Here is a 12,680-nt window from a genome sequence, read left to right on the forward strand (position 1 = left end):
AGGTCCCATGAGCATTCCGCTACGCGTACTGTTCGTCGAAGACATGGAAGAAGATGCCGTGCTGATGGTGCGTGAGCTCAAGCGCGGCGGCTTCGATCCGACCTGGGAACGGGTCGACGACGAACAGGCCCTGCTGGCGGCGCTGCAGGCGCAGCGCTGGGACATCGTCATCTCGGATTACTCGATGCCGATGTTCTCCGGCGTCGAAGCCTTGAAGCTGGTCAAGGCCGACAATGACCAGACGCCCTTCATCATCGTCTCCGGCGTGATCGGCGAGCAGACGGCAGTGGAGGTGATGAAGGCGGGGGCTCAGGATTACTTCCTGAAAAGCGCCATCGCCCGCCTGCCGCACGCGGTCGACCGCGAACTGCGCGACGCCCAGGCGCGGCGCAAGCAGCGCGCCAGTGCCCAGGCCCTGCGCGAGATGCAGGCGCGCTTCAATGCCTTCATGAATGCGGCTCCCATGCCGACCTGGATCAAGGATGCGCAGCTGCGCTACAGCTACGTCAATCCGGCGCAGTCGGCCTTCTACGGCATGACCCCGCACGACATGGATGGCATGACCGATGCCGAGCTGATGACCACGGGCGGGGCCGAAGCCTCGCGTGAGTACGATCGTAAGGTGCTGGAAGAAAAGTGCGAGCTGCACACCCAGGAAACCGTGTTCGACCACAACCACAATGCGCGCATCCTCGACGTGGTGCGTTTCCCGATCAGTGGGGAAGGCAAGGGCGACATGGTGGCCGGCCTGGCCATCGACGTCACCGAGCGCGAACAGTCGCGGCGCGAACTGGAACTGGCGATCCAGCGCCAGCAACTGCTGTCCTCGCGCGTGATCGAGGTGCAGGAGCGCGAACGCCAGCACCTGGCGCGCGGCTTGCATGACGACGTCGGGCAGTCGTTGACCGCCCTGAAGATCAACCTGGAAACCATCAAGAAGACCGGCTCGCTGGAAGGCCCGTCGCTGCAGAACGGCATCGACATCGTCACCGCCGTGCTGGCCCAGGTACGCAGCCTGTCGCTGGATCTGCGCCCGCCGCAGCTGGACAATCTGGGCCTGATTGCCGCCCTGCGTTCCTACGTGGAACAGAAGTCCAAGCTGGCCAACGTGAACGGCTGGTTCGAGAGCAGCGGGCATGATGAAGAATTGCACCACGACATCGAGAACACCGCCTTTCGCATCGTGCAGGAAGCCGTCACCAACATCCTGCGCCACGCAAAGTGCCAGAACATCTGGGTCAAGATCGACCGCCAGCAGGACCAGGTGTACCTGAGCATTCGCGATGACGGCAAAGGCTTCGACATCGAGCGTGCCCGCAGCAATGCCATTTCCGGTACCAGTTTCGGCCTGCTCAACATGGAAGAGCGGGCGGTGCTGGTAGGCGGTTCCATGGACATCACTTCGGCGCCCGGCGCAGGGACGGAAATCGTCATGCACCTGCCGGTCGCCCCCATCGTAAGGAGAATGTAAATGCTGACCCGAATCATGCTGGCCGACGACCACGCGCTGGTGCGCAGCGGCATCAAGGCACTGCTGACCGCCATGCCGGGTGTGGAGGTGGTGGGCGAGGCGTCCGACGGTGCCGAAGTCATCGAGATGATCCCGCAGCTGAAACCCGACCTGGTGCTGCTGGACATCGCCATGAAGGGCATGAACGGCCTGGAAGCGCTGCGCCGCCTGCGGGGCGAGTATCCGACCATCCGCTTCCTGATGCTGTCCATGTACGGCAGCGAGGAATACGTCATGCAGGCCTTGAATGCCGGCGCCAACGGCTATCTCTTCAAGGATTCGGCCGCCACCGAGCTGGAAAAAGCCCTGTATGAAGTAAAACATGGGCGCCAGTACCTGGATTCGCACATCTCGCGCGAGGCGCTCGATAACTATATGAAGCGTGTTGCACAAAACGGCACGCCGGTCGAAGTGCTCACCCCGCGCCAGCGCGAAATCCTGCAATTGATTGCCGAAGGCAACAATACCAAGGAGATCGCCTACCAGTTGAACGTCAGCGCCAAGACCATCGAGACCCACCGGGCGCAGCTGATGGAGCGCCTGGACATCCGCGACGTGCCCGGCCTGGTGCGCTATGCGATTCGTACCGGCATTGCCACGCCGGACAAGTGACAAAAAACCTGAGTGAAGAGATCTTCACATTCAGGAAATTTCTGATTTTTTTTGAAAATGCCTGTGCAATAATCCCCTGACAGTACGGAGATCGGCGTCGGTACTGGTTTCAAGCAGACCGCCGAGGCTGGAACCAGGCCGCAGGGCAGTGGCAGCAGTGAAATGCACTGCCCGCAGCTGCGTCGGGGATGGACGGGGCAGGCGGCAGCAACGCGATGCAGGGTGGCCGGGATGTGGTCATCCAGACAAGAAGTGTTCCAGCTTGAAATTAATTGAAGAAAGCGATCCATCCATGGATATCGAGCAATATGACATCATCCTCGTCGACGACAGCCCGGAAGTGGCTGAGTTGACACGCCTGGCGCTGGGCAGCCGCAAGCTGGCTGACAAGCTGACCTGGTTTGCCGATGCGGAGCTGGCGGAGGAATTCTTTTTCCAGGGGGAATATGCGAGCCGCAAGGATCTGCATCCCTACCTGATCCTGCTGGACCTGAACCTGCCGCTGATGAGCGGTCACGATTTCCTGAAGATCATCAAGTCCAACGCCGCCACCTCGCACATTCCGGTGGTGATGTTCTCTTCTTCCGACGACCAGCGCGACATCAACCAGAGCTACGAACTCGGTGCCAATGGCTACGTGGTCAAATCCACGGATCCCAAGGAATTCATGGGCACGGTGGCCGATACCGGCATTTACTGGCGCAACCGCAATCGTCCGGCGCGCGGGGATGAGCCCGCCCGGTCCACGCCCTGAGAGCGACGCTACCCCAACGAAAAAGCGCGGCCAGGCCGCGCTTTTTTCATGTCCTCAGGTTCCGGACCGCAGCAGCGTTTCATCCCGGAAATTGCCGCAGCCCTTCCAGGTCATTGATGGTGATGCTGCCGTAGTCGACCTTCAGCAGCCCGGCCTTTTCCAGCACCTGCAAGGCCTGGTTGGCGCGCTGGCGCGAGGTGCCGGAGAGGTTGCCGACTTCTTCCTGCGAGATCTGCAGGTTCAGCCCGATGCCGGGATTCAGATAGGGATTGAACAGCGCCGCCAGGCAGCGGGCCACGCGGGCATCCGGCTCCAGCATGCGGTCGTATTCCACCAGCGAAATGAAAAGCGCCAGGCGCTCGTTCAATTGCGTCACGAGAAAGCGGTTGAAGGGAATGCTGTTGTCCAGCAGCCAGAGATAGGTGGCCTTGGGCATGTAGAGCAGTTCACTTTCGCGCAGGGCCACCACGTCGTACTTGCGCGGTTCGTCCTTGAGCAGCGAGCCTTCACCCAGCCAGCCGCCGTTGGCCATGCCGGCGAAGGAGACGGTCTTGCCTTCGGGCGAGACGCTGCTCATCTTCAGCAAGCCCTCGTGCACGCCGATCCAGTGCGCCACCGGATCGCCCTTGCGGCAGACGTAGCCCCCGGCCGGGATCTTGCGGCTGACCACCTCGGCTTCCACCCGGGCCAGCTGTTCTTCGGTCAGCGCCTGCGCCCAGATGCTCTTGGTCAGCATGCGTCGAATTGATGTCTCCATGATGATGCGTCGCAATATCGAAAGTTTTGTCAATTGTCGGTGAGATGACATCCACTGGCAACCACTGCCTCTACTATCATCGCAAAAAAGGCCCAGGCAAAAGTCTGGCCAATCATAGAGACAGGACAGCTGGCATGCCCGACACAATGACTGCCGCAGTAAGAGCAGCGTAAGCCGGGCAGCACAGACTGATCCGACACCGGGTTCGTATCCTCATGCAATCCCATGAAGGAAACGGATCTTTCGAACCTGCACAAGAAGGTGGGAAATGGTGGAGACGAGACAAGACAAGGAAGCCGCGACCTTTCCGCGGCTGCTGCTGGCGCATGCCCAACGACGGCCCGAACGGGCGGCCTTCCGCGAGAAGGACCTGGGCATCTGGCAGACCACGACCTGGCGCCAGGTGGCCGACGAGGTGCGCAGCTTTGCCTGCGGCCTGGCGGCCCTGGGATTCAAGCGCGGCATGAGCCTGGCCATCATCGGCAACAACTGCCCGCGCCTGTACTGGGCCATGAGCGCGGCCCAGGCGCTGGGTGGCATGCCGGTGCCGCTGTACCAGGATGCGCCTGCGGCCGACATGGCCTACGTGCTGGCCGACGCCAACGTCGACTTCGTCATGGCCGAAGACCAGGAGCAGGTCGACAAGGTCTTCGAGATCAAGGAAAACCTGCCCCGCATCGCCCACGTCATCTATGACGACGAACGCGGCATGCGCAACTACCACCAGCCCGAGCTGCTGTCCTTCGCCCGCGTGCAGGAACTGGGCCGCGCTTACGAACGTGCGCATCCGGGTTACTTCGAGCAGGAGGTGGCGGCGGGTTCGCCCGATGACGTGGCCATCATCCTCTACACTTCCGGCACCACCGGCAAGCCCAAGGGCGTGTGCCACTCGCACCGCGCGATGATCACCACGGCCACCACGCTGGTGGAGTTCGATCATCTCGATGAGAACGACGATATCCTCTGCTATCTGCCGCTGGCCTGGGTCGGTGACTTCCTGTACTCCTTCGCCCAGCAGCACGTGGCCGGCTTCTGCCTCAATTGCCCGGAGTCGCCCAATACGGTGATGACGGACCTGCGCGAGATCGGCCCGACGTATTATTTTGCGCCTCCGCGCGTGTACGAAAACATCCTCACGCAGGTGATGATCCGCATTGAGGACGCCGGCTGGATCAAGCGCAAGATGTTCCATGGTTTCATGAAGGTGGCGCGCCGGGTCGGCATGCGCATCCTCGATGGCAAGCCGGGCGTGTCGCTGGTGGATCGCCTGCAATACGCCATCGGCGACCTGCTGGTGTATGGACCGCTCAAGAACGTGCTCGGCATGTCGCGCCTGCGCGTGGCCTATACCGGCGGCGAGGCCATCGGGCCGGACCTGTTCGACTTCTATCGTTCGCTGGGCATCAACCTCAAGCAGCTCTATGGCATGACCGAGACCTGCGTGACGGTGTGCATGCAGCCCTCGGGCGACGTCAAGCTCGATAGCGTGGGCCGCCCCATGAAGGGCGTGGAAGTGCGCATCGATGCCAATGGCGAAGTACTGGTGCGCTCTCCGGGCCTGATGAAGGAATATTTCAAGCGGCCCGATGCCACCGCCGAAGCCATCGACCAGGACGGCTACTTCCACACGGGAGATGCAGGTTTCTTCGACAGCGACGGCCACCTGAAAATCATCGACCGCGCCAAGGATGTCGGCAAGATGGCCTGCGGCAGCATGTTCGCGCCCAAGTACATCGAGAACAAGCTGAAGTTCTTCCCCTTCATCAAGGAAGCGGTGACCTTCGGCAATGGCCGCGAACAATGCATGGCCTTCATCAACATCGACATGGATGCCGTGGGCAACTGGGCCGAGCGCCGCAATCTTCCCTACAGCGGCTATACCGACCTGGCCGCCAATCCGGCGGTCTACGACCTGGTGCGTGAATGCGTGGAAAAGGTCAACGCCGACCTGGTGGCCGATCCTTTGCTGGCCGATTCGCAGATCCATCGCTTCCTGATCCTGCACAAGGAACTCGATCCCGATGACGAGGAGCTGACCCGCACCCGCAAGGTCCGGCGCGGCTTCATCGCCGACAAGTATGCGGTCCTGATCGAGGCGCTCTATGCGGGCCATGCGTCGCAGTACATCGAGACCCAGGTCAAGTTCGAGGATGGCCGCCAGGGCATGATCTCGGCCGACCTCAGGATTGCCGACGCCAAGACCTTCAAGACGCTGCAAAGCGCCGCCTGAGCAGCACGCAGTCCCGTCCCGGCGGCTTCATCGCTGCCGGCTTGCAGCGTAGCCCGACCAGACCACTGCTGAATGAATCCGACCATGAAACGACACCTGTCTTCCGAAATCCTGCCCGCGGGCCTGCCGCCCGTGACCAGCCCCGATGACGAAGCCCCTGCGGTTGCCGCCAATGGCCGCCGTATCGGCGAGGTCATCCTCGACCTGCAGAACATTTCGCTGTCCTTCGGCGGGGTGAAGGCGCTCACCGATATTTCCTTCGATGTGCGCGAGCATGAGATCCGCGCCATCATCGGACCCAACGGCGCCGGCAAGAGCTCGATGATCAACGTCATCAACGGCGTCTACCATCCGCAGAAGGGCAGCATCCTCTATCGCGGCCAGCCGCGCCTGGGCATGCATCCCAGCAGCATCGCACGCCAGGGCATCGCCCGGACCTTCCAGAACATCGCGCTCTTCAAGGGCATGACCGTGCTGGACAACATCATGACCGGCCGCAACACCAAGATGCGCTCGGGGCTGTTTTCCAATGCGCTGTGGTGGGGCGCGGCCCGCAACGAGGAAATCGAACATCGGCGGAAAGTCGAAGAAGTGATCGATTTCCTTGAAATTCAGCACATCCGCAAAACCCCGGTGGGACGCCTGCCGTACGGCCTGCAAAAGCGCGTGGAACTGGCGCGCGCCCTGGCGGCCGAGCCGCACATGCTGCTGCTGGATGAACCCATGGCCGGCATGAACGTGGAAGAAAAACAGGACATGTGCCGCTTCATCCTCGACGTCAATGACCAGTTCGGCACCACCATCGTCCTGATCGAACACGACATGGGCGTGGTCATGGATATCTCCGACCGCGTCGTGGTACTGGACTACGGCAAGAAGATCGGCGACGGCACGCCCGATGAGGTGATGAGCAATCCGGAAGTCATCAAGGCTTATCTCGGGACTTCCCACTGAATGTGAAAACAATATAAATAATAAAAACAATATGGAAATGGCAGGCAAGGAGACGACATGCAATTCTTCCTCGAAGTCACCCTGAGCGGTTTGCTCTCGGGGCTGATGTATTCCCTGGTGGCGCTGGGTTTCGTACTGATCTACAAGGCTTCCGGCGTCTTCAATTTCGCCCAGGGCGCGATGGTGTATTTCGCCGCGCTGGCGGTGGTGGGGCTGATGGAGAAGGGCATGCCGATGTGGGCGGCCATCATCGGCGCCTTCGTGGTGATGATCCTGGTGGGTCTGGCCACCGAGCGCTTCGTCTTGCGCAAGCTGGTCAACCAGCCGCCCATCACGCTGTTCATGGCCACCATCGGCCTGACCTTCTTCCTCGAAGGGCTGGGGCCCTTGCTGTTCGGCAGTGAGGTGCGGCCCATCGACCTGGGCATCGTCGATGAACCGATCCAGTCGGTGATGGACAGCATCGGTATCGGCATTTCCAAGTTCGACCTCTTCGCCTCCGGCATGGTAGTGGCGCTGGTGGCGGCACTGGCGCTGTTCTTCCAGAAGACCAAGGTCGGCCGCGCCCTGCGCGCGGTGGCCGATGATCACCAGGCGGCGCTGTCACTGGGCATTCCGCTGCAGCACATCTGGGCCGTGGTGTGGGGCGTGGCCGGCTTCGTGGCGCTGATTGCAGGCTTGCTGTGGGGCTCGCGCAATGGCGTGCAGTTCGCGCTGACCATGACGGCCCTGAAGGCACTGCCGGTGCTGATCCTCGGGGGCTTCACCTCGATTCCCGGGGCGATCGTGGGCGGGCTCATCATCGGTGCTTCCGAGAAACTGGCCGAGATCTATATCCCGCCGGTCATGCAGGATGCCTTCGGCGGCAACTTCGGTGGCATCGAAGGCTGGTTCCCTTACGTGTTCGCGCTGCTGTTCCTGCTGGTGCGACCGGAGGGACTGTTTGGCGAGCGCCATATCGACCGCGTATGACAATCTGCTGATTCCAAGGTTGGCGATATGTCGCCACGGGTGTCATGCAGGAACAAGGAGAACGCAATGCTGTACCGTGAAGCAGGACAATTCAAGACAAGCTACATCGCCGACAGCCAGATCTTCCCGATCCGCCAGGATCGCATCATCTTCACGCTCTTCATGGTGTTCGCCTTCGTGGGCGTGCCGCTGTTGGGCAGTGAATACTGGTTCTCGGCCATCCTGGTGCCGTTCCTGGTGTTTGCGCTGGCCGCACTGGGCCTGAACGTGCTGACCGGTTACGCCGGCCAGCTTTCACTGGGGTCGGCGGCCTTCATGGCCGTGGGCGCCTATGCGGCCTACAACTTCCAGTTGCGCGTCGAGGGTATTCCCATCGTTGCCACGCTGCTGCTCTCGGGGGCCTGTGCGGCCATGGTGGGTGTGCTCTTCGGGCTGCCCTCGCTGCGCATCAAGGGCTTCTACCTGGCCGTGGCCACGCTGGCGGCGCAGTTCTTCGTGGTGTGGGCACTGACCAAGTTTCCCTGGTTCTCCAACAATTCTTCATCCGGCGTGATCAGCACGCCCAAGATCGATTTCTTCGGCATCGCCATCGATACTCCGGTGCGCAAATACCTCTTCGTGCTGGCCGTGGTGAGTGTGCTGGCGCTGGTGGCCAAGAACCTGGTGCGCTCCTCCACGGGACGCGCCTGGATGGCCGTGCGCGACATGGACGTGGCGGCCGAAGTGATCGGCATCCCGCTCATGCGCACCAAGCTGACCGCCTTTGCCGTGAGTTCCTTCTACTGCGGCGTGGCCGGTGCCCTGTATGCCTTCTGCTACCTGGGCTCGGTGGAGCCGGACGGTTTCTCGCTGGACCTGTCTTTCCGCATCCTCTTCATGATCATCATCGGCGGCGTGGGCAGCATCCTCGGTTCCTTCCTGGGCTCGGCCTTCATCCTGCTGCTGCCGATCTTCCTGGACAACGCATTGCCGCCGCTGGCGTCGCTGTTGCACCTGCCGTTCACCAACGCGACGGTCTCGCATATCCAGATGATGGTCTTCGGTGCCCTGATCATCTTCTTCCTGATCGCCGAGCCGCACGGGCTGGCGCGGCTGTGGCAGATCGCCAAGGAAAAACTGCGCTTGTGGCCGTTCCCGCACTGAGCGCCGCAAGGACCGGATTGAGGTAGGCGGAGACCGGAACACCGGTCTCCGATCAAAGTCGGCAACGACAACAACAAGGAGACGAGACCATGAAAACCATGAAGCATCTGCGGCAGTGGCTGCTGGCCACCGCCTGCGCCGCCAGCCTGCTGGCCCCGGCGGCGCCGGTCCTGGCGCAGGCCAGCGACCAGTTCATCGCCATCCCCAGCTACCGGGTCGGGCCGTATGGCACCAATGGCCAGTCGTATTACGGCGGCTATGTCGATTACCTCAACTACATCAACCTCAAGGAAGGCGGCGTCAACGGCGTCAAGCTGTCCTGGGAAGAGTGCGAGACCGAGTACAACAACGCCAAGGGCGTGGAGTGCTACGAGCGCATGAAGAACAAGAACCAGGTCACGCGCGGCACCGCCATCAACCCCATGGCCACCGGCATCTCCTATGCGCTCATCGACAAGACCGCCGAGGACAAGGTACCCCTGGTGATGATCGGCTACGGCCGTACCGATGCGGTGGATGGCTCGGTGTTCCCGTATGCCTTCCCGCTGGTGACCACCTACCAGATGCAGGTCTCGGCCATCGTGAAATACCTGGCCGGCAAGAACAATGGTTCGCTGGCGGGCAAGAAGATCGTGTTCCTGTATCACGACTCGGCCTATGGCAAGGAACCCATCGTGGCGCTGCAGGCGGAGTCCTCCATCGGCAAGTTCAAGCTGGTGGAAATCCCGGTGGCCCACCCCGGCAACGAGCAGGGCGCACAGTGGCTGCGCATCCGCCAGGAGAACCCGGACTACGTGATCTTCTGGGGTTGGGGCGTGATGAACCAGACCGCACTGAAGGCCGCGCAGAAGGTCGGCTATCCGCGTGACAAGATCGTCGGTTCCTGGTGGGCTGGTTCGGAAGAAGACACCATCCCCGCCGGTGACGCCGCAAAGGGCTACCTGTCGGCCACCTGGAACGTGGCCGGCAAGGATGTCCCCGTGATTGCCGACATCGACAAGGTGGTCTATGGCGCGGGCAAGGGCAACATGCAGGATAAGAACAAGCTCGGCTCCATCCTCTACAACCGGGGCGTCTCGGCGGCCATTGCCACCGTGGAAGCGGTGCGCACGGCCCAGGACAAATACGGCAAGGGCAAGGTCATGAGCGGCGAGCAGGTGCGCTGGGGCTTTGAAAACCTCAACATCACCGATGCCCGTCTGAAGGCCTTGGGAGCGACCGGCCTGCTGCCTGAAATCAAGACCTCGTGCGACAACCATGAGGGCTCGGGCAAGGTCAAGATCCAGCAATGGGATGGCACGAAGTGGGTGCTGGTGTCGGACTGGATCGAGGGCAACAAGAACCTGATCCACCCGCTCTTCAAGGCCTCGGCCGCGAAATACGCAAAAGAAAAAGGCATCACTCCTGCCTGCATGAAGTAGGCGCTTGCGCCGGCGGCTCTGCACGTCTCCCACGGCCGCCGGTGCTTTTTTGGGAATGCGAACGACCATGAATGCCACACCGATCCAGACCAGTGCCGCGCCTTCCGCCGCTACGGCAGCGGTGGCCAAGGCGCTGGCCATCAACAACATCGAAGTGATCTATGACCACGTGATCCTGGTCCTGAAGGGCGTCTCGCTGGACGTGCCGGAAGGCAAGATCGTGGCGCTGCTCGGGGCCAACGGCGCCGGCAAGAGCACCACCCTGAAGGCCATCTCCAACCTGCTGCACGCCGAGCGTGGCGACGTCACCAAGGGCAGCATCGAATTCCGGGGCGAGCGCGTGGACCGCATGACGCCCAATGACCTGGTCAAGCGCGGGGTGATCCAGGTGATGGAAGGACGGCATTGCTTCGGTCACCTGACGGTGGAAGAGAACCTGCTGACCGGTGCCTACACGCGCGGCATCAGCAACGCCGAAGTGAAGCACGAACTGGAAAAGATTTACGATTATTTCCCGCGCCTGAAGGTGCGCCGCAAATCGCAGTCCGGCTATACCTCGGGCGGCGAGCAGCAGATGACGGCCATTGGCCGCGCCATGATGGCCAAGCCTTCCATGATCCTGCTGGATGAACCCTCGATGGGGCTGGCGCCGCAGATCGTCGAAGAGATCTTCGAGATCGTCAAGGATTTGAACAGCAAGGAGAAAGTCTCCTTCCTGCTGGCCGAGCAGAACACCATGGTGGCGCTGCGCTATGCCGACTTCGGCTACATCCTCGAAAACGGCCGCGTGGTGATGGAAGGTGCGGCCAGTGAACTGGCCGATAACGAAGATGTGAAGGAATTTTATCTGGGCGTCTCCGGTGGCGGCCGCAAGAATTTCCGCGACATGAAGTTCTATCGCCGCCGCAAGCGCTGGCTGGCGTAAGGGGAGGGCATCATGTCCGATCCGACACAGGTACTGGCCGAACTGGATGCGCTGGAGCGGCGCGATCCGCAGCAGCGCGAGCAAGCACTCATGCGCGCCTTGCCGCAACTGGTGGCGCGCGCGCAAAGTGCGCCGGGCTGGGCGCGCATTCTCGCTGGCGTGGACGCGGCGGCGATCACCTCGCGCGCGGCGCTGGCGCAACTGCCGGTGACGCGCAAGTCCGACCTCAAGGAACTGCAGACCCGCGAGAGCCCCTTCGGCGGTCTGAACACGACCCCGGCGCGGCAGTTGCGGCGGCTCTTCGTGTCGCCCGGCCCGATCTTCGATCCCGAGGGGCAGGGGCCGGACTGGTGGCGTTTTGCCAGTCCCATGAAGGCGCTGGGATTGCAGGGCGGGCACATCCTGCAGAACTGCTTCGCCTATCACTTCACGCCGGCGGCCTTCATGGTCGAGGGCGCGGCGGCGCGGCTGGGCTGTGCGGTGATCCCGGCCGGCATCGGCCAGACCGAATTGCAGGTCAATGCGATGGTAGCGCTGAAGCCGGATGCCTATGTCGGCACGCCCTCGTTCCTGAAGATCATCATCGAGAAGGCGCGCGAGATGGGCGCCAATATCAGCAGCGTGCAGCGCGCCCTGGTCAGCGCCGAAGCGCTGCCGCCTTCGCTGCGCAGCTGGTTCCATGAACACGGCGTGCCGCAGGTGCTGCAGCTGTATGCCTCGGCCGACATCGGCAACATCGCCTACGAGACCATGAGCGAGGGCGCGGTGCATCCCGGCATGGTGCTGGATGAATCGCTTATCCTGGAAATCGTGCGGCCCGGCACCGGCGATCCGGTGGCCGCGGGCGAGGTCGGCGAGGTGGTGGTGACGTCCTTCAATCCCGACTATCCGCTCATCCGCTTCGGGACCGGGGATCTGTCGGCGGTGGTGCAGGGCATATCTCCCTGCGGCCGCACCAATACCCGCATCAAGGGCTGGATGGGGCGCGCCGACCAGACCACCAAGGTGCGCGGCATGTTCGTCCATCCCTCGCAGGTGGCGGACGTACTGCGCCGCCATGGCGATGTCTTGCGGGCGCGGCTGGTGGTGTCGGGCGAGATGGCCAATGACATCATGACCCTGCATTGCGAAGTGGGGGACCCGGAAGATCCGGCCATCGATGTCAATGCGCTGGCCGGTAGCCTGCGCGAGGTGACCAAGCTGCGAGGGGATGTGTTGCTGGTGGCGCCGGGGACTTTGCCCAACGATGGCAAGGTCATTGAGGACGCCCGCAAATACGAATAGGTGAAGGAGTTTGCAGGGGATCGAACATGCCGGGCGATTTGCGCTTGTGCACGTGAAGCTTCGCGCATAAAATCGGCAACGGAACATTGGTTCCAACGTCGCTCGGACGGTTCCGGGC

The 12,680-nt window shown here is 62.1% G+C and carries 11 protein-coding genes; 10 read left to right on the forward strand and 1 reads right to left on the reverse strand.

Annotated elements, in window-relative coordinates; all coding sequences use genetic code 11:
* Positions 1 to 7: 7 nt before the first annotated feature.
* The 3 genes from ACWHXP_RS06955 to ACWHXP_RS06965 all read left to right on the forward strand — a co-directional run bounded on the left by ACWHXP_RS06955 (position 8) and on the right by ACWHXP_RS06965 (position 2,876).
* Positions 8 to 1,471 carry a hybrid sensor histidine kinase/response regulator gene (locus tag ACWHXP_RS06955; RefSeq protein WP_034334328.1) on the forward strand — a complete coding sequence of 488 codons (1,464 nt, stop codon included), beginning with the start codon at positions 8 to 10 and terminating at the stop codon, positions 1,469 to 1,471.
* Positions 1,472 to 2,122, forward strand: coding sequence for a response regulator (locus tag ACWHXP_RS06960; protein ID WP_008329401.1), 651 nt, complete (start codon positions 1,472 to 1,474; stop codon positions 2,120 to 2,122).
* Positions 2,123 to 2,414: 292 nt separating this feature from the next.
* Positions 2,415 to 2,876 (forward strand): response regulator, encoded by a 462-nt coding sequence (locus tag ACWHXP_RS06965; protein ID WP_134222571.1) that lies wholly within the window; start codon positions 2,415 to 2,417, stop codon positions 2,874 to 2,876.
* 79 nt (positions 2,877 to 2,955) lie between these two features.
* Here ACWHXP_RS06965 and ACWHXP_RS06970 read toward each other — a convergent pair whose 3' ends face one another.
* Positions 2,956 to 3,612 carry a Crp/Fnr family transcriptional regulator gene (locus ACWHXP_RS06970; RefSeq protein ID WP_489622997.1) on the reverse strand — a complete coding sequence of 219 codons (657 nt, stop codon included), beginning with the start codon at positions 3,610 to 3,612 and terminating at the stop codon, positions 2,956 to 2,958.
* A gap of 289 nt (positions 3,613 to 3,901) precedes the next feature.
* On the opposite strand from ACWHXP_RS06970, the gene ACWHXP_RS06975 reads away from it, so the two are divergent.
* From ACWHXP_RS06975 to ACWHXP_RS07005, 7 genes are all read left to right on the forward strand, one after another.
* The gene (locus tag ACWHXP_RS06975) at positions 3,902 to 5,863 is read left to right on the forward strand and encodes an AMP-dependent synthetase/ligase (RefSeq protein ID WP_489622996.1); all 1,962 of its coding nucleotides are present in this window, start codon (positions 3,902 to 3,904) and stop codon (positions 5,861 to 5,863) included.
* A 72-nt stretch (positions 5,864 to 5,935) separates the two neighbouring features.
* Positions 5,936 to 6,817, forward strand: coding sequence for an ABC transporter ATP-binding protein (locus tag ACWHXP_RS06980; RefSeq protein WP_034334319.1), 882 nt, complete (start codon positions 5,936 to 5,938; stop codon positions 6,815 to 6,817).
* Positions 6,818 to 6,874: 57 nt separating this feature from the next.
* Positions 6,875 to 7,789 (forward strand): branched-chain amino acid ABC transporter permease, encoded by a 915-nt coding sequence (locus ACWHXP_RS06985; RefSeq protein ID WP_013234543.1) that lies wholly within the window; start codon positions 6,875 to 6,877, stop codon positions 7,787 to 7,789.
* A gap of 66 nt (positions 7,790 to 7,855) precedes the next feature.
* Positions 7,856 to 8,932, forward strand: coding sequence for a branched-chain amino acid ABC transporter permease (locus ACWHXP_RS06990; RefSeq protein WP_039787190.1), 1,077 nt, complete (start codon positions 7,856 to 7,858; stop codon positions 8,930 to 8,932).
* An 89-nt stretch (positions 8,933 to 9,021) separates the two neighbouring features.
* Positions 9,022 to 10,353: an ABC transporter substrate-binding protein gene (locus tag ACWHXP_RS06995; protein ID WP_204726489.1), complete on the forward strand. Its 1,332-nt coding sequence runs from the start codon at positions 9,022 to 9,024 to the stop codon at positions 10,351 to 10,353.
* Positions 10,354 to 10,420: 67 nt separating this feature from the next.
* On the forward strand, positions 10,421 to 11,278 hold the full coding sequence (locus ACWHXP_RS07000) for an ABC transporter ATP-binding protein (RefSeq protein WP_187697641.1): 858 nt from the start codon (positions 10,421 to 10,423) through the stop codon (positions 11,276 to 11,278).
* A gap of 12 nt (positions 11,279 to 11,290) precedes the next feature.
* A complete protein-coding gene (locus ACWHXP_RS07005; protein WP_489634162.1) occupies positions 11,291 to 12,562 on the forward strand; it encodes a phenylacetate--CoA ligase family protein in 1,272 nt (423 codons plus the stop codon).
* Positions 12,563 to 12,680: the final 118 nt, after the last annotated feature.

It is taken from the genome of Herbaspirillum sp. Her2 (assembly GCF_057961375.1).